The organism is Streptomyces sp. NPDC032822, from assembly GCF_055578825.1.
In genome coordinates this window covers 25162-48442 of sequence record NZ_JBVIOL010000034.1, presented here as the reverse complement: position 1 = coordinate 48442, position 23281 = coordinate 25162, and the positions used below count along the sequence as shown (strand labels likewise).

The window sequence follows — 23281 nt, the reverse complement described above, 5'->3', positions numbered from 1 at the left end:
AAACGCCCGGTTACATTCCGAACCCGGAAGCTAAGCCTTACAGCGCCGATGGTACTGCAGGGGGGACCCTGTGGGAGAGTAGGACGCCGCCGAACTCCTTTTAGAGCTCTGGCTCTTGGGCACGCAGCCCAAGAGCCAGAGCTTTTTTGCGTTGAGGTAGGGTCAGGGAGCATCGTTGGCTCGTTTTGCACAGGAGGCTCTCGGGTGGAGGTCCAGGAGACCCGCGTCCAGACGGAACGGGTCCTCACCATCCCCAACATCCTCAGCATGGCGCGGCTCGCCGGAGTCCCGCTCTTCCTGTGGCTGATCCTCAGGCCTGAGTTCGGTGGCCCCGAGAGTGACGGGTGGGCGCTGCTGGTACTGCTCCTGAGCGGAATCAGCGACTACCTGGACGGCAAGCTCGCACGGCGTTGGAACCAGATCAGCAGCCTCGGCCGGCTCCTGGACCCGGCGGCCGACCGCCTCTACATTCTTTCGACATTGCTCGGCCTCACCTGGCGCGAGATTCTGCCGATCTGGTTGACCGCTGCACTTCTGGCGCGCGAGCTGGTTCTGCTGGTGATGGTGGGCATCCTCAGACGCCACGGCTATCCGCCCCCCCAGGTGAACTTCCTGGGCAAGGCCGCGACCTTCAACCTGATGTACGCCTTCCCCCTGCTGCTGCTCAGTGACGGAAGTGGATGGATCGCGTCACTCGCTGCTATTTTCGGATGGGCGTTCGCAGGATGGGGTACAACGCTGTATTGGTGGGCAGGAGTCCTCTATGTGGTACAAGTCCGCCGCCTGGTTCGTGCGGACCCCAAGGCCGACTGAACTCGCCGATTGCAGCGGTCGTATCGGCCCGATGGCCCGCGGAGAAGAAGTGCGGGACAATCTGGACGGGTGAAGTCGGCTAGACCGTCGTCTCTTAGAGGAGGACGCTTCCGACATGAAGGCCGTCGTGATGGCCGGAGGCGAAGGCACACGCCTTCGTCCCATGACCTCAAGCATGCCCAAGCCGCTCCTGCCGGTGGCCAACCGGCCGATCATGGAGCACGTTCTGAGGCTGCTCAAAAGGCATGGGCTCAACGAGACCGTCGTTACTGTCCAGTTCTTGGCCTCGCTGGTCAAGAACTACTTCGGTGACGGTGAGGAGCTCGGTATGGAGCTCACCTATGCCAATGAGGAGAAGCCACTCGGTACTGCCGGAAGCGTCAAGAACGCCGAGGAAGCGTTGAAGGACGACGCTTTCCTCGTCATCTCCGGTGATGCCCTGACCGATTTCGATCTCACTGAGCTCATCAATTTCCACAAAGAAAAGGGTGCGTTGGTCACCGTCTGTCTGACGCGTGTACCCAACCCCCTGGAGTTCGGCATCACGATCGTCGACGAGGAGGGCAAGGTCGAGCGCTTCCTCGAGAAGCCGACCTGGGGCCAGGTCTTCTCGGACACCGTGAACACGGGTATCTACGTGATGGAGCCCGAGGTCTTCGACTACGTCGAGGCCGACGTCCCCGTCGACTGGTCCGGTGATGTCTTCCCTCAGTTGATGAAGGAAGGCAAGCCGGTCTACGGCTATATCGCGGAGGGCTACTGGGAGGACGTCGGCACCCACGAGAGCTATGTGAAGGCGCAGGCCGACGTCCTGGAGGGCAAGGTCGACGTCGAGCTGGACGGCTTCGAGATCTCCCCGGGAGTGTGGGTCGCGGAAGGTGCCGAGGTACATCCCGACGCCGTTCTTCGGGGTCCTCTCTACATCGGCGACTACGCCAAGGTCGAGGCCGGAGCCGAAATCCGGGAACACTCGGTCATCGGCTCCAACGTCGTCGTCAAGACCGGGGCCTTTCTCCACAAGGCCGTCGTGCACGACAACGTGTACATCGGACAGCACAGCAATCTGCGGGGATGCGTCGTCGGAAAGAACACCGACATCATGCGCGCGGCTCGCATCGAGGACGGCGCCGTCATCGGGGACGAGTGCCTGATCGGTGAAGAGTCGATCGTGCAGGGCAATGTGCGGGTCTACCCGTTCAAGACCATCGAGGCCGGCGCGTTCGTCAACACCTCGGTCATCTGGGAGTCCAGGGGGCAGGCACACCTCTTCGGCGCCCGAGGCGTGTCCGGGATCCTCAACGTGGAGATCACGCCCGAACTGGCCGTGCGTATCGCCGGCGCCTACGCGACCACGCTCAAGAAGGGCTCGACCGTCACCACGGCCCGTGACCACTCACGCGGTGCCCGTGCGCTCAAGCGGGCGGTCATCTCCGCGCTGCAGGCCAGCGCCATCGACGTACGTGACCTGGAGAACGTACCGCTGCCTGTGGCGCGGCAGCAGACCGCGCGGGGCAGCGCCGGCGGGATCATGATCCGGACCACGCCCGGGGTCCCGGATTCGGTGGACATCATGTTCTTCGACGGGCAGGGTGCGGACCTCTCACAGGGGAGCCAGCGCAAGTTGGACCGCGTGTTCGCGCGCCAGGAGTACCGGCGGGCGTTCCCGGGCGAGATCGGGGACCTGCACTTCCCCGCCAGTGTCTTCGACTCGTACACCGGGTCGCTGCTGCGGAACATCGACGTCACGGGGATCTCCGGGTCCGAGCTCAAGGTCGTCGTCGACGCGTCGAACGGCAGTGCCGGGCTGGTGCTGCCCAGTCTGCTCGGCAAGCTCGGTGTGGACGCTCTGACCATCAACCCGGGGCTCGACGAGTCCAGGCCCACCGAGTCGGCGGACACGCGGCGGTCGGGACTGGTGCGGCTGGGCGAGATCGTGGCGTCCGCGCGGGCCGCGTTCGGGGTGCGGTTCGACCCCGTCGGCGAGCGGCTGTCGCTGGTCGACGAGAAGGGGCGGATCGTCGAGGACGATCGCGCGCTGCTCGTCATGCTCGACCTGGTGGCCGCCGAGCGGCGCAGTGGCCGGGTGGCGCTGCCGGTGACCACGACGAGGATCGCCGAGCAGGTGGCGGCGTACCACGGGACACAGGTGGAGTGGACGACCACTTCTCCCGACGACCTGACCCGGGTCGGTCGCGACGAGACGACGATCTTCGGCGGGGACGGCAAGGGAGGGTTCATCATCCCCGAGTTCAGCAGTGTCTTCGACGGAACGGCGGCCTTCGTACGGCTGATCGGACTGGTGGCGCGGACGCAGCTGACACTCAGCCAGATCGACGCGCGGATTCCGCGGGCGCACGTCCTCAAGCGGGATCTGGCGACCCCCTGGGCCGTCAAGGGACTTGTGATGCGACGAGTCGTCGAAGCGGCCGGAGACCGCTTCGTGGACACCACGGACGGCGTGCGGGTCGTCGAGACCGACGGGCGCTGGGTGATGGTGCTGCCCGACCCGGCTGAGGCGGTCACCCACCTGTGGGCCGAAGGACCGGACGACACCTCCGCACAGGCCCTGCTCGACGAGTGGTCGGCCGTCGTGGACAGCGCCGGGCGCTGAAACCCACTGCACGCGCGCGTGCCGGACAGGTGTCCCCAAGGGGGCCTGTCCGGCACGCCGGTGGGGCCATTCGGAGCTGACGGTCGCGACGTGCGACGATGTGCGGCATGCCGCAGCAGCCCCCCGTTCGGAGCACACCCACGCGCCCTTCGCGCCCGGACGCCTCCATGTCGCTGCTCACCAACGTCATGGACCACAGCCTCGACGACGGGTACGCGGAGGCCGCCGCCCGCAGGAAGGCCGCGGGCGACGGAGGACTGCCCAGGACGCTGCGCGCGAAGCTGGGGCTGGCAGCCGGCCTGGTGCTCGCGGCGCTCATCGTCACCGTCGGAGCGGCCCAGGCCCGGGTCGCCGCCCCCGTCGTCGCCAAGGAGCGCGAGGAGCTGATCGACCGCATCGATCAGGAGACGGACACCGCCGACGAACTCGAGGACTCCGTCGACGAACTGCGCGACGACGTCGGCGCGCGCCAACGTGCCGCCCTCAAGGACAGCGGTGGCAGTTCCCAGGCGGAACTCGTGGGCATCCTGTCGGGCGCCGTGGAAGTGCACGGTCCCGGTGTGAAGCTGGTCGTGGACGACGCCAAGGAAGCCACCACCGGTGGTGACGGCAACCCGCGGGAGACCTCCGGGTTCTCCGACACCGGGCGCGTGCGGGACCGGGACATGCAGCGGGTGGTCAACGGGCTGTGGGAGTCGGGTGCCGAGGCCGTGTCGATCAACGGGCAGCGGCTGACGGCACTGTCGGCGATCAGGGCCGCGGGGGACGCCATACTGGTCGACAACAAGCCGCTCGTGCCGCCGTATACGGTGCTCGCCGTGGGGGATGGCAAGCGGCTGAGCACCAGGTTCCAGGACAGCGCGGACGGCCTGTACCTGCATGCCCTGCAGGAGAACTACGGCATCCGGACCGCCATTTCGGTGGAGGACGACCTCCGGCTGCCCGCAGCACCGAGTGTGATCGTACGTACAGCACAGCCGAGAACTGAGAAGGGCACATCGTGATCGCCGTACTGGGCCTCGTCGTGGGAGTCGTGGCCGGCCTGTTGGTCCGGCCCGAGGTTCCGGCGGTCGTCGAGCCTTATCTGCCGATCGCCGTGGTGGCGGCGCTCGACGCCGTCTTCGGAGGTCTGCGGGCCATGCTCGACGGCATCTTCGACGACAAGGTCTTCGTCGTGTCGTTCCTGTCGAACGTGGTCGTGGCCGCACTGATCGTGTTCCTGGGCGACAAGTTGGGCGTCGGTGCCCAGCTGTCCACCGGCGTCGTCGTCGTGCTCGGCATCCGGATCTTCTCCAATGCCGCTGCGATCCGCCGACACGTGTTCCGGGCGTGAGGCGGATGAGCGACCAGAACGAGACAGGCGAGAACAGGCTGCGCAAGGAGCTGCCGCCGGAGGCAGCGACCGCCGGCGCTCCGGAGCCGACGGCGGACGCCTCCGAGGAGCCGCCGCAGCGCCTGGGCCGGCAGCGGCTGGCGAACGGGCTGTGGCCGCCGCGGGTCACCCGGGCCCAACTCATCGTCGCGGTGCTGCTGTTCGGGCTGGGTTTCGGTCTGGCTGTTCAGGTGGCGTCGAACAGTGACGGTGACAGCGCGCTGCGGGGCGCCCGTCAGGAGGATCTGGTGCGCATCCTGGATGAACTGGATGACCGTACTCAGCGTCTTGAAGACGAGAAGCAGGGCCTTGAGAAGCAGCGGGACGAGCTGGAGAACAGCTCTGACCAGGCCGAGGAGGCCCGCAAGCAGACGGTCGAGAAGGAGAAGCAGCTCGGCATCCTGGCGGGCACGGTGGCCGCACAGGGGCCGGGTATCACGATGACCATCGACGACACGAAGGGCACGGTCAAGGCGGACATGCTCCTGGACGCGATCCAGGAGCTGCGCGCGGCCGGTGCGGAGGCGATCCAGGTGAACGGCGTGCGCGTGGTCGCGGGCACCTATCTGACCGACTCCGACAAGAGCGTGAGCGTCGACGGGAACAAGATCAACGCTCCCTATCGTTTCAAGGTCATCGGTAAGCCGCAGGACCTCGAACCGGCGCTCAACATCCCAGGAGGCGTGGTGCAGACTCTGGAGAAGGAGCAGGCCACCGTGAGCGTCGAGCGGTCGGACAAGATCGTCGTGGACGCCTTGCGAGCGGCGAAGCGGCCTGACTACGCTCGGTCGTCCTCCCAGTGAACCGGGGGTGCATGGGGGGCGTCCGGCCAGGGCAAGAGGTTGCGGGGGGTCGGCGCACCGATTGGGTGGTGCGTGGTGGAAACTGTCTGGTGGATACGGACGTTGTGAGGATGTCCGGGTCGACCGGTGTGTTCAATCAGGGTTCGTCCTGCCCCACGGGCGGGTCTGTTTCGGTCAAGGGGAATCGCCCGTGAAGTTGTTTGCGAAGTTGTTCGGCAAGAGCGCGCGAGAGGGCAGCGACAACGCGACCGCCCGCCATCGCGCACAGCCTGACGCAGAAGGCCAGCGCCCGCTGTTCCGGGATCAGGTCGGCGGTCCCGGCGAGGACGTTCCGGGAGGTCAGGGCGCGCCGTCAGTTGACCCTGCCCAGTCCGGAGGCATAGGTTTCGGGCAACCGTCAACCTCAAGTACGGGTGGAGGGTTTTCCCCTATGTCGGCCCTGGTGTGTACGAGGTGCGGTAACCGCAACGCGGAGAACAGCCGCTTCTGTTCGAACTGTGGTGCTCCGCTGCGGGCCGGCGCCGCCCCAGAGCGCCCGTCCGAGACGACGTCCACGATCTCCATCTCCGGGCTTGAGGCCTACGACGCCGAGGTCACGGGTCAGACGCAGATGCCCATGCTCTCTCCGGAGGCACAGGCGGCGGTCGACGCGCTGCCGCTGGGCTCGGCGCTCCTGGTGGTGCGTCGCGGACCGAACTCGGGCAGCCGCTTCCTCCTGGACGGCGACCTGACCACGGCCGGGCGTCACCCGCAGAGCGACATCTTCCTGGACGACGTCACGGTCTCCCGTCGGCACGTGGAGTTCCGTCGCGGTCAGGACGGTTCGTTCACGGTGGCCGACGTGGGCAGTCTGAACGGTACGTACGTCAACCGTGAGCGCATCGACCAGGTGGCTCTGAACAACGGTGACGAGGTGCAGATCGGCAAGTACCGGCTGGTCTTCTACGCGAGCCAGCGAGGCTACTGACCCTCCCCCAGACTCCATCCGGGGGAACCCCCAGGGAAGGTCCATGCTTCAAACACCGAGCGGCGGTGCCGGGAACGGTAACGCCGCCACGGACAGTGGGCTGATGAGTATCGGCACGGTGCTGAACGCGCTGCGCGACGAGTTCCCCGAAGTCACCATCTCCAAGATCCGCTTCCTGGAGTCGGAGGGGCTCATCGAGCCGCAGCGGACCCCCTCGGGGTACCGCAAGTTCAGCGCCCACGACGTCGAGCGCCTCGGTCACGTCCTGAGGATGCAGCGGGACCACTATCTGCCGCTCAAGGTGATCCGTGAGCACCTGGACGCCATGGAGCGCGGTGAGGCACTGCCGTTGCCGGCGGTGGGCCGCCAGCGGGACGGTGAGGGCGTCGTTGAGATCGCCGAGGCGCCCACGGCCGCCAGGATCGGGCGGGACGAGCTGATGGCCGCCGCCGAGATCGGCGAGCAGGAACTACAGGAGTGGGAGTCGTACGGGCTGATCACTCCGCTGCCCGACGGGGCGTACGACGCGGAGGCGGCCACCGTGGCCTCGCTCGTGGCCGAGCTGGGGCAGTTCGGGATCGAGCCGCGCCATCTGCGGGTGATGAAGGCGGCGGCCGACCGTGAGGCCGGACTGGTGGACCAGGTGGTGGCTCCGCTGCGGCGCCATCGCAACCCGCAGACCAGGGCACACGCCGAAGCGCGTACGAAGGAACTGGCCGGGCTCACGATGAAGCTGCACGCGGCACTCGTGCAGACCGCGCTGGGCGTGCGGCTGCCGTGACGTCGGCCCTTCGGCGCAGGCCGGATCGGCCGCCCGTTCTCTGCCCGACTACCCAAACGTCCCGGGCACGGCCTAGGGTTGCTGTGTGAACGAGCTCGATGTCGTAGGTGTCCGGGTCGAAATGCCCTCCAACCAACCGATCGTGCTCCTGCGTGAAGTGGGAGGCGACCGCTACCTCCCCATCTGGATCGGGCCTGGGGAGGCTACGGCGATCGCTTTCGCGCAGCAGGGCATGGCACCCGCTCGACCGCTGACCCACGACCTGTTCAAGGACGTGCTGGAGGCTGTCGGCCAGGAGCTCACCGAAGTGCGCATCACGGACCTGCGTGAGGGCGTCTTCTACGCGGAGCTGGTCTTCGCCAGCGGGGTCGAGGTGAGTGCCCGCCCCTCCGACGCGATAGCACTGGCCCTGCGGACCGGAACGCCCATCTACGGCAGTGACGGTGTGCTGGACGACGCCGGCATCGCGATCCCGGACGAGCAGGAGGACGAGGTGGAGAAGTTCCGCGAGTTCCTCGACCAGATCTCGCCCGAGGACTTCGGCACCAGCAGCCAGTGAGACATCCACGAGCCCGGCGGGCGGACAGCCCCGCCGGGCTCGTCCATGTCCGGTGACGTCTCAAATGCCGGCATTTGCCAGCGGCGCGTGAGAGAGTCCTGCAAGCCACTACGAGCGCATTCGGCTAGCCTTTCCCCGCGGTTGGGTGCGGGAAACCACTCGTAGGGTGATTATCACCCGGCGTGCCGAGTGTGGCGATCGTTGACGCGCCCCTGGTGACTGCCTACCGTCGAGAAGGCAGGTCAAGGACGGAGGTCGGCGTGAGAAGCAGGGGCGACGGTACGGCTGGGGGTGCCCCCGGACGCAGTCTCGGGGCGAGCGGCCCGTACCCGCTTCACAGCAACGCGGTCGATCACGCTCCGCAGCGACCGGCGGCCGTGCCGAGCAGTGGAGGGGCGACGTCCATGGCGTCCGAACAGATCGGCTACCGCGGTCCCACGGCCTGCGCGGCCGCCGGTATCACCTACCGGCAACTGGACTACTGGGCCCGCACCGGCCTCGTGGAGCCGAGCGTGCGGCCGGCCCACGGGTCGGGGACGCAGCGGCTGTACAGCTTCCGGGACGTCGTCGTCCTGAAGATCGTGAAGCGCTTTCTGGATACCGGTGTGTCGCTGCAGAACATCCGCACCACCGTGCAGCACCTCAGGGAACGCGGTTTCTGCGACCTGGAGCGCATGACGCTGATGAGCGACGGTGCCACGGTCTACGAGTGCACCTCGCCGGACGAGGTCCACGCACTGCTCCAGGGCGGTCAGGGGATCTTCGGGATCGCCGTGGGTGTGGTCTGGCGGGACGTGGAGAGCGCGCTCTCCCAGCTGCACGGGGAGCGGATCGACACCGGGGAGACCCTTGTCGGGCACAACCCCGCGGACGAACTGGCGCGGCGGCGCAACCGGGCGGTCTGAGCGCCGGCCCGGCTCTTCGGAGACGGCATTGTCAGTGGCGTAGGGCAGCATCGGGGATGTGAGAAGCGCGCCCACGATCCTGCATCTCGACATGGATGCCTTCTTCGCCGCGGCGGAGCAGGCGTCCAAGCCGAGCCTGCGCGGGAAGGCCGTGGTCGTGGGTGGGCTCGGGCCGCGGGGTGTGGTGGCCACGTCGTCCTACGAGGCACGGGTTTTCGGGGTGCATTCGGCGATGCCCATGGCGCAGGCGCGCCGGCTCGCTCCGAACGCGGCGTACCTCGTGCCGCGCTTCGCGTTCTACCGGGCCATCAGCGAGCAGGTGATGGGGCTCCTGCGGGCGCTGTCGCCGCTGGTGGAGCCGTTGAGCCTGGACGAGGCGTTCGTGGACCTGGAGGCCGGGGAAGCGGCCTGGGACGGTGAGTCGGCGCGGCTGGCCGGGATCAGGCTGCGGGCCGACATACGGGCCTTCACCGGGCTCACGGGGTCGGTGGGGCTGGCCGCCTCCAAGATGCTCGCGAAGATCGCCTCGGAGCAGGCCAAGCCCGACGGACTGGTGCTGATCGAGCCCGGGACCGAGCGGGCGCTGCTGGGGCCGATGTCGGTGCGGACGCTGCCGGGGGTCGGGCCGGCCACGGGTGACCATCTGCGGCGGGGCGGCATCCACACCATCGACGAGATCGCCGAGGCGGGCGAGGACGAGCTCGTGAGGCTGCTCGGCAAAGCGCACGGTCATGCGCTGTACGCCATGGCGCTGGCGCACGACGAGCGGCCCGTGGTGGCCGAGCGGGAGACGAAGTCGGTGTCCGTGGAGGACACGTACGACGTCGACATCCATGACCGGCTCAGGGTGGGGATGGAGGTGCAGCGGCTCGCCGACCGGTGTGTGCGGCGGCTGCGTGACGCGGGGCTGTCCGGGCGGACCATCGTGCTCAAGGTGCGGAGGTACGACTTCTCCACGCTGACCCGGTCCGAGACGCTGCGGGGGCCCACGGACGACCCGGGGGTGGTGCGGGAGGCCGCGGCACGGCTGCTGGACTCCGTGGACACGACGGGCGGCGTGCGGCTGCTGGGAGTGGGGGTGAGCGGGCTGGCCGACTACACACAGGAGGACCTGTTCGCGCAGGCGGCGGGGGAAGCCGAAGCGGGGGAGCGCAGGGAAGCGGGGGCGGTGGAGGATGCCGTCGACGCGGCTGTCGTGGAGCCTGTGGCGCCGGTCGAGCGGCGGTGGGTGTCGGGGCACGATGTGCGGCATGCCACGTACGGGCACGGCTGGGTGCAGGGAAGCGGGCTGGGACGGGTCACCGTGCGGTTCGAGACGCCCGACTCGGAGCCCGGGCGGGTGCGGACGTTGCGCATCGACGATCCGGAGTTGGAGGTGGCGGAGCCGTTGCCGCTGGTGGCGCGAAGACCGGGCGAGGGTGGGGACGGTGACGGGGGGTCTTCGGTGGATGGAGGGAGAGCGCGGGCGGGGTGAGTCGCGCGTCGGTGCCGTGGGGCAGGTGAGGCGGAGGGACTCGGGGCTGCGGGGTCGGTGGGGATCAGGCTTCCTCTGTGCCTGCCAGCCTGCCGAAGTCGTGGTCCGGGAAGGGGGGAGGGGCACTGATGTCGAGGCCGTAGTGGTGGTAGAGCTGGAGTTCCTGGTCGGGGGAGAGGTGGCGGCCCACTCCGAAGTCGGGGGCGTCCTTGATCAGGGCGCGGTCGAAGGGGATGCGGAGGGTGCCCTCGATCAGTTCGCTGGGCTCCAGGGGGACGAAGGCGTCTCTGGAGAAGAGGCCGGTGCGTATGGCCGCCCACTCCGGAACGCCGGTCGCGTCGTCGAGGTAGACCTCGTCGATGGTGCCGATCTTGGTGCCGGTGCGGTCGAACGCCTTGCGGCCGATCAGGTTGCGCGGATCGATGTCGGTCTGCACGGGCCCTCCACTTGCTCGCAACTCATCCGTAAACACTACAAAAGAGCAGATTCAGGGAGGCGGCCACTTGAGGGATCGGGCGTTGACCTCGCTGGTAGGCTGGCAGCGGCTGCTGACCCCGTGCGGGAGAGTCCTCCGGACACCATCCGGAAGGCGCCGAAGGAGCAAATCCTCCCCGGAATCTCTCAGGCCCACGTACCGCACGGACGAGGTCACTCTGGAAAGCAGGGCGGGTGTCGACGGCTTCCGCTCTCACCGACGGTGAAAGCCGGGCACCCTCGGGCGGCCCGGTGAAACTCTCAGGTTGAGATGACAGAGGGGGAGGCCGTCGGGGTACCCGTGCCGGGGTTCCCCTCGAAGGTCGCGTCAGACCAGGAGGCCTCCGCAATGACTGCCCACCGCATTCCGCTCGCCGAGCTCGAACAGGGCATCCCCTTCGAGCAGCGCCACATCGGGCCCGACCAGGAGGCGCGGGCCAAGATGCTCGCGCAGGTCGGATACGGCTCGCTCGACGAACTCACCGCCGCCGCGGTCCCGGATGTGATCAAGAACGCCGACGCGCTGGAGCTGCCGGGCGCCCGCACCGAGGCCGAGGTGCTGGCCGAGCTGCGGTCGCTGGCCGACCGCAACCAGGTGCTCGACTCGATGATCGGGCTCGGGTACTACGGGACCTTCACGCCGCCCGTGATCCTGCGCAACGTGATGGAGAACCCGGCCTGGTACACGGCCTACACGCCGTACCAGCCCGAGATCTCCCAGGGGCGGCTCGAAGCCCTGCTGAACTTCCAGACGATGGTCGCCGACCTCACCGGGCTGCCGACCTCCGGTGCCTCGCTGCTCGACGAGGGCACCGCGGCCGCCGAGGCGCTGGCGCTGTCCCGGCGTATGGGCAAGAACAAGAAGGGTCTCTTCCTCGTCGACGCGGACACGCTGCCGCAGACCGTCGCCGTGATCCGGACCCGCGCCGAGCCGACCGGCGTGGAGGTCGTCGTCGCCGACCTCGGCGAGGGCATTCCGGCCGGGCTCGCCGGGCGGGAGATCAACGGGGTGCTGATCCAGTACCCGGGCGCCTCCGGGGCCGTACGCGACATCAAGCCGCTCATCGACCAGGCCCACGAACTCGGCGCGCTCGTGACCGTCGCCGCCGATCTGCTCGCGCTCACGCTGCTGAAGTCCCCGGGCGAACTCGGTGCGGACATCGCGGTCGGGACGACGCAGCGGTTCGGGGTGCCGATGGGCTTCGGCGGGCCGCACGCCGGATACATGGCCGTGCGCGAGAAGTTCGCGCGCAGCCTGCCCGGGCGGCTCGTGGGGGTGTCCGTGGACGCCGACGGGAACAAGGCCTACCGGCTCGCCCTGCAGACCCGTGAGCAGCACATCCGCCGGGAGAAGGCGACCAGCAACATCTGCACCGCGCAGGTGCTGCTGGCCGTCATGGCCGGCATGTACGCCGTCTACCACGGGCCCGACGGGCTCAGGGGCATCGCGCGGCGCACCCACCGGTACGCCACGATCCTGGCCGCGGGACTGACCGCCGGTGGGATCGAGGTCGTGCACGGTTCCTACTTCGACACGCTGACCGTGCGGGTGCCCGCGAAGGCCGCCGAGATCGTCGCCGCCGCGCGCGCGAACGGCGTCAATCTGCGGCTCGTGGACGCCGACCAGGTGTCCATCGCCTGCGACGAGACCACCCTGAGGGCCCAACTGGGCGCCGTGTGGGACGCGTTCGGGGTCGAGGGGGACGTCGAGGCGCTCGACGCCGCCACGGAGGAGACACTGCCGGGCGCGCTGCTGCGGTCCGACGAGTATCTGGCGCACCCGGTGTTCCACCAGTACCGGTCCGAGACCGCGATGCTGCGCTACCTGCGGCGGCTGGCCGACCGGGACTACGCGCTCGACCGCGGCATGATCCCGCTGGGCTCCTGCACGATGAAGCTCAACGCGACCACCGAGATGGAGCCGGTCACCTGGCCCGAGTTCGGGCAGCTGCACCCCTTCGCCCCCGCCGAGCAGGCGCAGGGCTACCTCACGCTCATCCGCGAGCTGGAGGAACGTCTCGCCGAGGTCACCGGCTACGACAACGTGTCGCTGCAGCCCAACGCCGGGTCGCAGGGCGAGCTGGCCGGGCTGCTCGCCGTACGCGGATACCACCGTGCGGGCGGTGACGAGCAGCGGACCGTGTGTCTGATCCCGTCGTCCGCGCACGGCACGAACGCCGCCAGCGCCGTGATGGCGGGCATGAAGGTCGTCGTCGTGAAGACCGCCGAGGACGGCGAGATCGACGTCGAGGACCTGCGGGCGAAGATCGAGCAGCACCGGAACGAACTGGCGGTGCTGATGATCACGTACCCGTCGACGCACGGTGTGTTCGAGGAGCACGTCGCCGACATCTGCGCCCAGGTGCACGAGGCGGGCGGGCAGGTGTACGTCGACGGGGCCAACCTCAACGCGCTGGTGGGGCTGGCCAAGCCGGGGCACTTCGGCGGCGACGTCTCGCACCTGAACCTGCACAAGACGTTCTGCATCCCCCATGGGGGCGGCGGTCCGGGCGTCGGGCCGGTCGGTGTGCGTGCGCACCTGGCGCCGTATCTGCCGAACCACCCGCTGCAGCCCGCGGCCGGCCCGGAGACGGGTGTCGGTCCGATCTCGGCCGCGCCCTGGGGTTCCGCCGGGATCCTGCCGATCTCCTGGGCGTACGTCCGGCTCATGGGCGGTGAGGGGCTGAAGCGGGCCACGCAGGTGGCGGTGCTCTCCGCGAACTACATCGCCAAGCGGCTGGAGCCGCACTTCCCCGTGCTCTACACCGGTCCGGGCGGGCTGGTCGCGCACGAGTGCATCATCGATCTGCGGCCGCTGACCAAGGCGACCGGTGTGAGCGTCGACGATGTCGCCAAGCGGCTCATCGACCACGGGTTCCACGCGCCGACGATGTCCTTCCCGGTGGCCGGCACGTTGATGATCGAGCCGACCGAGTCCGAGGACCTGACGGAGATCGACCGGTTCTGCGAGGCGATGATCGCCATTCGTGCGGAGATCGAGAAGGTCGGCTCGGGTGAGTGGTCCGCGGACGACAACCCGCTGCGGAACGCGCCGCACACCGCCGGGGCGCTGGGCGGGGAGTGGGAGCACGCCTACACGCGCGAGGAGGCCGTCTTCCCGGCCGGTGTGTCGGTGGCGGACAAGTACTGGCCGCCGGTGCGCCGCATCGACCAGGCCTTCGGCGACCGCAACCTCGTCTGCTCCTGCCCGCCGCTGGATGCCTACGAGGACTGACACACGTCGTAGCGCCTGTTGAAGGGCTGTGTTCGTAGCGAGTGACGAGGGGCTCCGTCCGGCTGGGCGGAGCCCCTCGGTGCGTCATGGGGTCGCGAGGGAGACCTCGGTCGACTTGATCAGGGCTACGACCGAGGTGCCGGGTGCCAGGGCGAGGTCCGTGACGGCGTCTCGAGTGATCACCGCGGTCAGGTCGCCGCCCTCGACGGCTACCTTGACGCAGGCCATGGCGCTGCCGGTCGCGACCGAGCGGACGGTGCCCGGCAGTTGGTTGCGGATGGAGACGCCCGCGACCGGGGCGGTGGCGAGGGAGACCTCGGTCGACTTCACCAGGGCGCGTACGGCGGTCCCCGCGGCGAGGCCGAGTTCCTCGACGGCCTCCAGGGTGATCGCCGCGGTGAGGTTCCGGCCGCCGGTGAGGCGGACCTTGACGGTGGCCATGACCTCGCCCGGGGCGAGGGTGGTGACGGTGCCGGGGAGCTGGTTGCGGATGCTCAGGCTCATGGGAAGGCCTCGTGGGGGTGGTGGGGGAATCGGGTCCTCACCGTAGCCCTCGACGAGCGTTATGCCGGGTATGCGTGGGTCTGCGTCGCCTTGACCGTGGCCCACACCGGTGCGCCGGGACGCAGGTCGAGTTCGGCGGCGGCGACGGTGGTGAGGTCTGCGGCGAGGGGGAGTTCGCCGGTGAGGGCGGCGCGGATCTGGTCGCCGTGGGTCTCCAGGCCGGCCACTTCGCCACGCCAGAGGTTGCGGGCGCTGGAGCCGGTGGGGCGGTCGCTGTGGAGGGTCACCGCGCTCGGCGGGAAGGCCACGAAGACCGGTCCGGTGAGGTCCTCGGTGGTGGTGATGTCCGGGCCGGTGTCGAGGTGGACGGTGTGGCCGTCGGCCCGTCCCTTGTAGAGGTTGAGGCCGACCAGCTGTGCGATGTAGTCCGTGCGGGGGTGCCGGGCGATGTCGGCGGGGGTGCCTTCTTGGACGACGTGGCCGTCTTCGATGACGACGAGGCGGTCGGCCAGCACCATGGCGTCGAGTGGGTCGTGGGTGACGAGGACGGCGACGGCCTCGAACTCGGCGAGATGGCGGCGGAGTTGGGCGCGGACTTCCAGCCGGGTGCGGGCGTCCAGGGCTGCCAGGGGTTCGTCGAGGAGCAGCAGACGGGGGTGGGTGGCCAGGGCGCGGGCCAGGGCGACGCGTTGGGCCTGACCACCGGAGAGGCGGCGGGGCTTGGATCCGGAGTGCTCGGCGAGGCCCATGCGGTCCAGCCACTCGGTGGCCTCGGCCCGGGCTTCCGCCTTGGTCGCGCCGTGGCAGCGCGGGCCGAAGGCCACGTTGTCGAGGGCGGTGAGGTGGGGGAAGAGGAGGTAGTCCTGGAAGACGACGCCGACCGGGCGGGACTCGGGGGGTGTGCGAGCCAACTCGCTGCCGTCCAGGCGTAGATGACCGCCGCTCAGGGGGGCGAGGCCGGCCAGGGCGCGCAGGGCGGTGGTCTTGCCCGCGCCGTTCGGGCCGAGCAGGGCGAGGACCTCACCGGGGGTGGCGGTGAGGGTGATGTCGAGGCGGAAGGGGGCGCGGTCGACGATGAGGTGGGTGTCGAGACCGTTGGTGGGGGCGGGGGGTGTGGGGGGGTTGGTGGTCATGTTGTTGTCATCCAGCGGTCGCGTAGGCCGGCCAGGACTGCGATGGAGACTGCCAGGAGTACGAGGCTGAGGGCGATGGCCGCGGCCGGGTCGCTCTGCAGGGCCAGGTAGACCGCCAGGGGCATGGTCTGGGTGCGGCCCGGGAAGTTGCCCGCGAAGGTGATCGTGGCGCCGAACTCGCCGAGGGCACGGGCCCAGGCCAGTACGGACCCGGCCGCGATGCCCGGCATGATCAGCGGCAGGGTGACCCGGCGGAACGCGGTGAAGCGGGAGGCGCCGAGGGTGGTGGCCGCCTCCTCGTAGCGGGGGTCGGCGGCGCGCAGGGTGCCCTCGACGCTGATGACGAGGAAAGGCATCGCCACGAAGGTCTCGGCGAGGACCACACCGGTCGTGGTGAACGGGAGCGTGATCCCGAACCAGGAGTCCAGGTACTGCCCGACGACGCCGTTGCGGCCGAGGGCGAGCAGCAGGGCCACGCCGCCGACCACCGGGGGCAGGACCAGGGGCAGGGTCACCAGGGCGCGGACCAGACCGCGGCCGGGGAAGTCGGTGCGGGCCAGCAGCCAGGCCAGCGGGACGCCGATGACCAGGCTCAGCGCGGTCGCCGCCGTGGCGCACAGCAGGGACAGGCGGAGGGCCTCCCAGACCGCGGGGCTGGTCAGCTGATCCGGGAGGTCGCGCCAGGGAGCCCGTACGAGAAGGGCGATCAGCGGCAGGAGCAGGAACGCCAGGCCCACCAGGGCGGGGAGCAGGAGAGGCAGGGGTACTCCGCCGCCCCTGCCGAACCTCCGGACACGCCGGCGCCGCGGACCGCCCTCCAGGGCGGTCGCGGTGCCGGCCTTGTCGGGTTCGGTCACGGCTTGAGGAACCCGGCCTCGTTCAGGACCTTCTGGCCCTCGGCGGACTGCACCAGCGCGATGAAGGCCTTGGCGGTGCCGGGGTTGGGGGCGTCCTTGAGGAGGGTGATCGGGTAGTCGTTGACGGCCGCGGCCGACTCGGGGAAGTCCACGCCCTCCACCTTGTCACCGGCCGCCTTCACATCGGTCTTGTAGACGACGGCCGCGTCGGCCTCCTTGAGCTCGACCTTGGTCAGGGCGCTCTTGACGTCCTGTTCGTAGGAGACCGGCGTGAGCTTGAGGCCGGCGGCCTCCAGGGCCTTCTGGGCGGCGGCACCGCACGGCACCGTCCTGTCGCACAGGACCACCTTGAGGCCCGACCTGGTGAGGTCCTTGAGGGAGGCGACCTTGTGAGGGTTGCCCGGCAGGGTGGCGATCTCCAGCTGGTTGCGGACGAAGGTGGCGGGCTTGCCGGCCGCGTCCTTCGCGTCCGTCACGATCGCCATGGTCTTGGGGCTCGCGGCGGCGAAGACGTCGGCCGGGGCGCCGCCCGTGATGCTCGCGGCGAGGCTGTCGCTGCCGCCGAAGCTGAAGGTGACCTTGGTGCCCGGGTGGGCCTTCTCGAACGCCTTGCCCAGGGCCGTGAAGCTCTCCTGGAGGGAGGCCGCGGCGAAGACGGTCACCGTGCCGGTCGGCTTCGACGACGAGGAGCCCGACCCGGCGGAGTCGGAGTCCGAACCGGACGAGGAGCACGCGCTCAGTGCCAGCAGCGCGGCGGTCCCCACGCCGAGCGCCTGCGTGGTCCGCCGGGTCCGGCGCACGGAACGGGTCATCACGGGTCCACTCCCTGGGTCTGTCTGGAGAAGAGCCCGTCGGACCCTTCGATACGCCGATCATACTTCCGCATGTGCGAGGGGTAAGTCAGCCGTCGCATCGCATGAGCGGGGTAGATCGCGAGTGGGGTGCGCATGTGCGTTCGTACGGGGTTTTCCTTGGGTGGGGTGGATTCAGACGCGGTCGATGTGTACGTTCGTCGACTTCACCCGGGCCGTCGCCTCCATGCCGACCTCCAGGCCGAGTTCCTCGACGGCTTCGCGGGTCAGCAGGGAGACCAGCCGGTGCGGGCCCGCCTGGATCTCGACCTGGGCGGCGACGTCGCCCAGCTTGATCGCGGTGACGATGCCGGGGAAGGCGTTGCGGACGGAGGTGTACGTCGGGTCCTCGTCGGTGCTCGTGGCCTTCGCCAGCTCCACCGAGAACGCCGCCAGGTCCCGGCCGTCGACGAGTCGCCGCCCGTTGTCGTCGCGATGGGTCGTCACCCGGCCGGCGTCCGCCCAGCGGCGCGCGGTGTCGGGGCTCACGCCGAGCAGTCTCGCTGCCTGGCCGATCGTGTAGGACTGCATGCGGGTCACGATAGGCCGCGAACGGCGGGTCGTGGATGCGGGGTTGGCTACCGGGTGTGACGCGATATAGCGTTAGTCTTCGGCGTGGTGACGGTGACGGTGTCGTGGATCGGGGTGAGGGGATGTCGGACGAGCGCGCGCTCGCGGATACTGCGTCGGCGCCCGGGCTGAGGGCGTCGCACGAGGACCGGGACCGGGTGGTGGACGTACTGCGCATCGCCGCGGGGGACGGCCGGCTGACCGCCGAGGAGTTGGACGAGCGCCTGGAGGTCGCGCTGTCCGCGCGCACGATGGGTGAGCTGGCGGTTCTGACCGTGGACCTGCCGGCGACCGGCGCGCGAGGCGCGGTCGAGGCCAAGGATGTCGTCCGCATCGAGCAGGAGGGTGCCTCCGCCCTGCGCGACGGGACCTGGGTGGTGCCTCGGCGGATGGAGATCAACTCCGCGTGGGGCGATGTGACGCTCGACTTCACCGAGGCCGTGATCACCCACGACACCCTGCGCATCGACCTCGGTATGCGGGGCGGTGCGCTCCGGCTCGTGACCCGGCCCGGGATCGTCGTGGACACCGACTCGCTGGTGAAGCACTACGGCCAGGTCAAGGCGCGGCGGGCCGGATCCACTGACGCTGCCGTGGTGCTGCGCGTGGAAGTGGCCGGAGAGCTGCACTTCGGGCAGGTCGTGGTGCGTCCGCCACGGAGGCTGTTCGGCAGGTAGATCGCGTCCGGGGCGGCGGCGGCCGTGCGCGAGGGTTCAGCCCGTGTGGACACGCGGTCGGCGTGATCGGTCCGGTTCCGCCTCGCGCAGGACCTCCCGGGTGACCGGGGCGACCTCGCCCTGGCCGAAGAGGAAGAAGCGCAGGAAGTTGGCGAAGGGGCTGCCCTCGGTCCACTCGAAGTAGATGTGCGGGGTGCGGCCGGTCGTGTCGCGGACGTGCAGGAGCAGGGCGGCCAGGGCGTTGGGGATGGAGGACGACTCCAGGGTCAGGACGCGGTAGCGGTGGTGGAGCACTTCACCGCGTACGGTCAGACCCGCCTCGAACTCGGAGGGGTCGAGGACCGTGACCTCGACGAAGACGAAGTCCTCCCCGGGGATGTCGTTGTCCTCCCGGATCTGCTCGATCTTGTCGCGGTACTCCGCCTTGTCGCGCTGGTCGGGCTCGTTGGCGATGAACCGGATCTTGCGGGTGGCCATGTCCCGGATGAAACGTTCCGCCATGGGGTCGAGCGTCACGCTGGTCACGCGCAGTTCGAAGGCGCGGGCCAGCCGGGAGAGCAGGGAGACCAGAATGATGCCGGCGATGAAGCAGGCGCCGATCTTCACGCCGTCGGGGCGCTCGATGACGTTCGCGACGGTGACGTAGAGGAAGACGGCCGAGATCACCGCGAAGCCGATGGTCCAGTTCCGCTGGCCGGCCTTGCGGGCGGCGATGGTCACGGCGATGGCCGCGGAGCTGATCAGGACCAGGACGCCGGTGGCGTAGGCGCCGCCCTGGGCGTCGACGTCGGCGTCGAAGATCCAGGTGACCAGGAAGCCGATCAGGGTGAAGACGATGACCATGGGGCGGACGGCTCGCGCCCAGTGCGGGGCCATGCCGTAGCGGGGCAGGTAGCGGGGCATCAGGTTCAGCAGGCCGGCCATCGCGGAGGCGCCGGCGAACCAGAGGATGGCGATGGTCGAGACGTCGTAGACCGTGCCGAAGGCGTTGCCCAGGTACTCGTGCGCGAGGAAGGCGAGGGCGCGGCCGTTCGCCTGGCCGCCCGACTCGAACTCCTTCTCCGGGATCAGCAGCGTGGTGATGAAGCTGGTGGCGATCAGGAAGACGCTCATGATGAGAGCGGCCGTCGTCAGGAGCTTCTTCGTGTCGCGGATGCGGCCCGCCGGGTGCTCGTCGGTGTCGTCCGGATCGCCCTGGACGTGCGGCATGACCGCTACGCCGGTCTCGAAGCCGGAGAGGCCGAGGGCCAGCTTGGGGAAGACCAGGAGAGCCACGCCGATCATGGCGAAGGCGTTGCCGTGCTCGGCGGTCAGGGCCGTGGACCAGTCGGTGATCACGTGTTCGGCGGTGATGACGTGCCACAGCCCGACGGCCACGACGACGACGTTCAGGGCGAGGTAGAGGCCGACCAGCACGGTCGCGACGCCGATCGCCTCCAGGAAGCCCTTGAGGAACACCGCGCCGAGCAGCGCCACGAGGATCAGCGTGATCAGCAGTTGCTTGTCGTGCAGGGTGCTGGTCAGGTGCGGGTTCTCGACCAGGTGGGTGGAGGCGTCCGCGGCGGACAGCGTGATGGTGATCAGGAAGTCGGTCGCGGCGAAGCCCAGCAGGGTCAGGACGAACAGCTTGCCCTTCCAGAAGGACAGCAGCCGTTCCAGCATCGCGATCGAGCCCTCGCCCCGGGGGCTCTCCTCGGCCACCCGGCGGTAGACGGGCAGGGCGCCCGCCAGCGTGACGATCACCAGCACGATGGTCGCAACGGGTGACAGCAGGCCCGCCGCGAGGGCGGCGATGCCTGGCTGATATCCGAGGGTGGAGAAATAGTCGACGCCGGTCAGGCACATGACCCGCCACCAGCGCTGGCCCTTGTGCGCGGGCTCCGGTGCGGCGTGCGGGCCCTGGTGGCCGCTGTCCTTGCCCATGTCGGACAGGCCCTCCAGCATCCAGGAGCGCAGGCGACCGGGCGCGGGGTGTTCGGTGACGGCCATCGCGAGGGCTCCTGAGGTGCGGTGCAGCGTGCGGATCCGGCCATCATGCGGACGGCGGAATCAGCGTAAGCGGAGAGTGACGTCTGGGCCTGTGGATGGCGGGGGGAGGGGCGTCAAGCTTCCGTTAAGACTGGTCGGCGGGGCCGTCCGCACCCGAGGTCTCCCTCGGGGCCGCGCCGGTGGAGCTCGTCCCCGACCGACCTGAGCCGCGTGGAAGCGGGCGGGCCGAGGCCGAACCCGCGTCCCACTGTCCCGGAGGAGATCCCCCGGCGGTGAGTGCCTCCGGTGTCCGTCGGCCGGAGCACCTCGCTGTCAAGGCGGCGTCAAGGTCGGGCGGTCGCGCGCGAAGAACGCGCAAGGGCCCGTGGGCGGCGTCGCGACGCGGACAGAACCTGGGTGCACCGCGCGCGGTGTCCCGCGCCCGGCATCGAGCACCGCACGAAGGAGCACGCATCCATGTCCGTTCTGACCGCCGAATCGGACGCCGTTCCCGCAGGTGAGGAACCGCCGGACACCGGCGAGCGGCACCGCCTCACCGCCGTCACCGGTCTCGCCGCGCTGTCGCTGGACGCCATGGCGTCGGTGGCGTACGGGCCCGAGGCGATCGTGCTCGTCCTGGCCGCCGCCGGCGCCCACGGCCTCGGCTTCACCCTGCCGGTCACGCTGGCCATCGCGGGGCTGCTGGCGGTGCTGGTCGCCTCGTACCGGCAGGTGATCGCGGCCTTCCCGGACGGCGGCGGTTCGTACGCCGTCGCCAGGACGCACCTGGGTGCCCGCCCCGGTCTGGTCGCCGCGGCCTCCCTCGTCCTGGACTACGTCCTCAACGTCGCCGTGGCCGTCACCGCCGGTGTGGCCGCACTCACCTCCGCGTTCCCGGGACTGTACGGCGACCGGCTGTGGCTGTGCCTGGCGGTGCTCGTGCTGATCACCGGGGTGAACCTGCGCGGCATCGTCGAGTCGGCGAAGGCGTTCATCGTGCCGACCGTCGTCTTCGTCGGGTCGATCCTCGTGCTGATCGTGGTCGGCCTCTTTCGGTCCGGGCCGGTGAGCACGGCCACCGCGGCGGGGCACGCCTCCGTCCTGTCGGAGAACGCCACCGCCGTGGGCGCCCTGCTCCTGCTGAAGGCCTTCGCCTCCGGGTGCAGTGCCCTCACCGGCGTCGAGGCCCTCGCCAACGCCGTCCCGTCCTTCCGCGTCCCGCGCGTCGAGCGTGCCCAGCGTGCGGAGGTCGCCCTCGGCGCGGTGCTCGGCGTGATGCTGATCGGTCTGTCCGTGCTGATCTCCCGTTTCCACCTTCAGCCGGTCGAGGGCGTCACCGTCCTCGCCCAGCTCGCGGACGCGTCCCTCGGCCACAACTGGGCTTTCTACGTCATCCAGTTCGCGACGATGATCCTGCTGGCCCTGTCCGCGAACACCTCGTTCGGCGGCCTCCCGGTGCTGCTGAAGCTGCTGGCCCGCGACAACTACCTGCCGCACGTCTTCGCGCTCAAGGCGGACCGCCAGGTCCACCGGCACGGCGTACTGGCGCTCGCCCTGGTCTCCGCCGCGCTGCTGGTGTTCTCCGGCGGTGACACCAACACCCTCGTGCCGCTCTTCGCCATCGGCGTGTTCGTCGGCTTCACCCTCGCCCAGGTGGGCATGGTCCGGCACTGGCGGCTGGAGCGCGGGCCGGGTCGGCACGGCAAGGCGCTGCTCAACGGCTTCGGCGGCGCCCTCACCGGCGTCGCGGCCGTGGTCGTGACGGCGACCAAGTTCGAGGAGGGCGCCTGGCTGGTCGTGATCGCCCTGCCGCTGCTGGTGACGGCCTTCGAGGCCGTGCACCGCGCCTACGCCCGGATCGGCGAGCGGCTGGGCCTGGGCCGGATCCCCGAGGCCCCGCACCGGGACCGGTCGGTCGTGATCGTGCCGGTGTCCTCGCTGTCCCGGCTGACCTCCGAGGCCCTCACCGCGGCTGCCTCCCTCGGCGACGAGGTGCGCGCGGTCACCGTGTGCCACCCCGACCCGGAGGACCGGGCCCAACTGCACGCCCTGGAGCGGGGCTGGGCCGAGTGGGACCCCGGAGTGCCCCTGGTCCGGCTGAGCTGCGAGCGGCGCTCCCTGGGCCCCGCCGTCGTCGCGTACGTCGCTCTGGTGACCGTGACGGAGCCGGCCACCCGGGTCACCGTGCTGATCCCGGAGACGGAACCGGAGCGGCTCTGGCAGCGGCTGCTGCAGAACCAGCGCGGCGCCGTCGTCGCGCACGCCGTGCGACGGGAGACCGACGCCGTGATCTGCCGGCTGCGGTTCCGGCTGTTCTGACCGCTCCTCCGGCGCACCGCCGCCTCCGGTGAACCGTTGCCCCAGGCGGACCGCTGCCCCGGGCCGAGCGGCGGTCCAGGCATGCGGGGCAGAGCGGTCGTAGCGGTCGGCGTATGAGTCCCGTCAAGGGCGTGTCCGTCGCCGTAAGGGACCCGTCAACGAACGTCGAAACCGGACTCGAAGGCGGTTTCCTCGAACCGTCCCGTTCCATCCGCACCTCATTCCAGGAGCTCACGATGGCCGATCTGGCCTTCGTCGTCACCACGATCGCGGTCTTCGCGCTGGTGGCCCTTGTCGCCAAAGGGGTGACGAAGCTGTGACCGCCGAGAACGTCGTCGGCCTCGTCGTGGCCGTCGCCCTGCTGGGCTATCTCGTCCTCGCCCTGATCTTCCCGGAGAGGTTCTGAGA

At 69.7% G+C, this 23281-nt stretch carries 22 protein-coding genes, 1 rRNA gene and 1 riboswitch; of the genes, 16 read left to right on the top strand and 7 right to left on the bottom strand.

Annotated features, from left to right (window positions below):
* The 11 genes from rrf to ACZ5VD_RS42330 form a co-directional block, all read left to right on the top strand.
* A 5S ribosomal RNA gene (rrf, locus tag ACZ5VD_RS42380) occupies positions 1-95 on the top strand; the annotation flags it as partial.
* A gap of 109 nt (positions 96-204) precedes the next feature.
* Positions 205-813: a CDP-alcohol phosphatidyltransferase family protein gene (locus ACZ5VD_RS42375; RefSeq protein ID WP_468549990.1), complete on the top strand. Its 609-nt coding sequence runs from the start codon at positions 205-207 to the stop codon at positions 811-813.
* A 115-nt stretch (positions 814-928) separates the two neighbouring features.
* On the top strand, positions 929-3424 hold the full coding sequence (locus ACZ5VD_RS42370) for a sugar phosphate nucleotidyltransferase (protein ID WP_468549989.1): 2496 nt from the start codon (positions 929-931) through the stop codon (positions 3422-3424).
* Between the two features lie 98 nt (positions 3425-3522).
* A complete protein-coding gene (locus ACZ5VD_RS42365; RefSeq protein ID WP_468549988.1) occupies positions 3523-4428 on the top strand; it encodes a DUF881 domain-containing protein in 906 nt (301 codons plus the stop codon).
* Positions 4425-4757 carry a small basic family protein gene (locus ACZ5VD_RS42360; RefSeq protein ID WP_003988855.1) on the top strand — a complete coding sequence of 111 codons (333 nt, stop codon included), beginning with the start codon at positions 4425-4427 and terminating at the stop codon, positions 4755-4757. The genes ACZ5VD_RS42365 and ACZ5VD_RS42360 overlap by 4 nt, the downstream gene beginning before the upstream one ends.
* 5 nt (positions 4758-4762) lie before the next feature.
* Positions 4763-5599, top strand: a complete 837-nt coding sequence (locus ACZ5VD_RS42355) for a DUF881 domain-containing protein (RefSeq protein ID WP_468549987.1) — start codon at positions 4763-4765, stop codon at positions 5597-5599.
* 61 nt (positions 5600-5660) lie between these two features.
* Complete coding sequence (locus ACZ5VD_RS42350) at positions 5661-6566, top strand: FHA domain-containing protein (protein ID WP_468549986.1); 906 nt, start codon at positions 5661-5663, stop codon at positions 6564-6566.
* Between the two features lie 43 nt (positions 6567-6609).
* On the top strand, positions 6610-7347 hold the full coding sequence (gene ftsR / locus ACZ5VD_RS42345) for a transcriptional regulator FtsR (protein WP_468685804.1): 738 nt from the start codon (positions 6610-6612) through the stop codon (positions 7345-7347).
* Positions 7348-7432: 85 nt separating this feature from the next.
* Positions 7433-7906: a bifunctional nuclease family protein gene (locus ACZ5VD_RS42340; protein ID WP_004002801.1), complete on the top strand. Its 474-nt coding sequence runs from the start codon at positions 7433-7435 to the stop codon at positions 7904-7906.
* 260 nt (positions 7907-8166) lie between these two features.
* Positions 8167-8811: a MerR family transcriptional regulator gene (locus ACZ5VD_RS42335; RefSeq protein ID WP_468685803.1), complete on the top strand. Its 645-nt coding sequence runs from the start codon at positions 8167-8169 to the stop codon at positions 8809-8811.
* A 58-nt stretch (positions 8812-8869) separates the two neighbouring features.
* Positions 8870-10285, top strand: coding sequence for a DNA polymerase IV (locus tag ACZ5VD_RS42330; protein ID WP_468685801.1), 1416 nt, complete (start codon positions 8870-8872; stop codon positions 10283-10285).
* 64 nt (positions 10286-10349) lie between these two features.
* Here ACZ5VD_RS42330 and ACZ5VD_RS42325 read toward each other — a convergent pair whose 3' ends face one another.
* Entirely contained in the window at positions 10350-10721 is a 372-nt protein-coding gene (locus ACZ5VD_RS42325) for a PRC-barrel domain-containing protein (protein ID WP_468549982.1), read from the bottom strand.
* A 113-nt stretch (positions 10722-10834) separates the two neighbouring features.
* Positions 10835-10932: riboswitch (glycine riboswitch) on the top strand.
* A 176-nt stretch (positions 10933-11108) separates the two neighbouring features.
* On the opposite strand from ACZ5VD_RS42325, the gene gcvP reads away from it, so the two are divergent.
* Positions 11109-13994: an aminomethyl-transferring glycine dehydrogenase gene (gene gcvP, locus ACZ5VD_RS42320; protein ID WP_468549981.1), complete on the top strand. Its 2886-nt coding sequence runs from the start codon at positions 11109-11111 to the stop codon at positions 13992-13994.
* Positions 13995-14078: 84 nt separating this feature from the next.
* On the opposite strand, the gene ACZ5VD_RS42315 is transcribed toward gcvP, so the two are convergent.
* The 5 genes from ACZ5VD_RS42315 to ACZ5VD_RS42295 all read right to left on the bottom strand — a co-directional run bounded on the left by ACZ5VD_RS42315 (position 14079) and on the right by ACZ5VD_RS42295 (position 17870).
* Complete coding sequence (locus ACZ5VD_RS42315; RefSeq protein WP_468685800.1) at positions 14079-14498, bottom strand: TOBE domain-containing protein; 420 nt, start codon at positions 14496-14498, stop codon at positions 14079-14081.
* Between the two features lie 59 nt (positions 14499-14557).
* Positions 14558-15631, bottom strand: a complete 1074-nt coding sequence (locus ACZ5VD_RS42310) for an ABC transporter ATP-binding protein (protein WP_468549979.1) — start codon at positions 15629-15631, stop codon at positions 14558-14560.
* Positions 15628-16488, bottom strand: a complete 861-nt coding sequence (modB, locus tag ACZ5VD_RS42305; protein WP_468549978.1) for a molybdate ABC transporter permease subunit — start codon at positions 16486-16488, stop codon at positions 15628-15630. The genes ACZ5VD_RS42310 and modB overlap by 4 nt, the downstream gene beginning before the upstream one ends.
* Positions 16485-17300, bottom strand: coding sequence for a molybdate ABC transporter substrate-binding protein (modA, locus tag ACZ5VD_RS42300; protein ID WP_468549977.1), 816 nt, complete (start codon positions 17298-17300; stop codon positions 16485-16487). Before modA ends, modB begins: the two co-directional genes overlap by 4 nt.
* A gap of 174 nt (positions 17301-17474) precedes the next feature.
* Positions 17475-17870: a TOBE domain-containing protein gene (locus ACZ5VD_RS42295; RefSeq protein WP_468549976.1), complete on the bottom strand. Its 396-nt coding sequence runs from the start codon at positions 17868-17870 to the stop codon at positions 17475-17477.
* Positions 17871-17992: 122 nt separating this feature from the next.
* Here ACZ5VD_RS42295 and ACZ5VD_RS42290 point away from each other — a divergent pair, with 122 nt between their 5' ends.
* Entirely contained in the window at positions 17993-18586 is a 594-nt protein-coding gene (locus ACZ5VD_RS42290) for a DUF1707 SHOCT-like domain-containing protein (protein ID WP_468549975.1), read from the top strand.
* A gap of 36 nt (positions 18587-18622) precedes the next feature.
* On the opposite strand, the gene ACZ5VD_RS42285 is transcribed toward ACZ5VD_RS42290, so the two are convergent.
* A complete protein-coding gene (locus ACZ5VD_RS42285) occupies positions 18623-20575 on the bottom strand; it encodes an APC family permease (protein WP_468685798.1) in 1953 nt (650 codons plus the stop codon).
* A 456-nt stretch (positions 20576-21031) separates the two neighbouring features.
* Here ACZ5VD_RS42285 and ACZ5VD_RS42280 point away from each other — a divergent pair, with 456 nt between their 5' ends.
* The 3 genes from ACZ5VD_RS42280 (at position 21032) to kdpF (ending at position 23279) form a co-directional block, all read left to right on the top strand.
* Positions 21032-22873, top strand: coding sequence for an APC family permease (locus ACZ5VD_RS42280; RefSeq protein ID WP_468685796.1), 1842 nt, complete (start codon positions 21032-21034; stop codon positions 22871-22873).
* A gap of 113 nt (positions 22874-22986) precedes the next feature.
* Positions 22987-23193 carry a hypothetical protein gene (locus tag ACZ5VD_RS42275; RefSeq protein ID WP_468685794.1) on the top strand — a complete coding sequence of 69 codons (207 nt, stop codon included), beginning with the start codon at positions 22987-22989 and terminating at the stop codon, positions 23191-23193.
* Complete coding sequence (gene kdpF / locus ACZ5VD_RS42270) at positions 23190-23279, top strand: K(+)-transporting ATPase subunit F (protein WP_009326374.1); 90 nt, start codon at positions 23190-23192, stop codon at positions 23277-23279. Before ACZ5VD_RS42275 ends, kdpF begins: the two co-directional genes overlap by 4 nt.
* Positions 23280-23281: the final 2 nt, after the last annotated feature.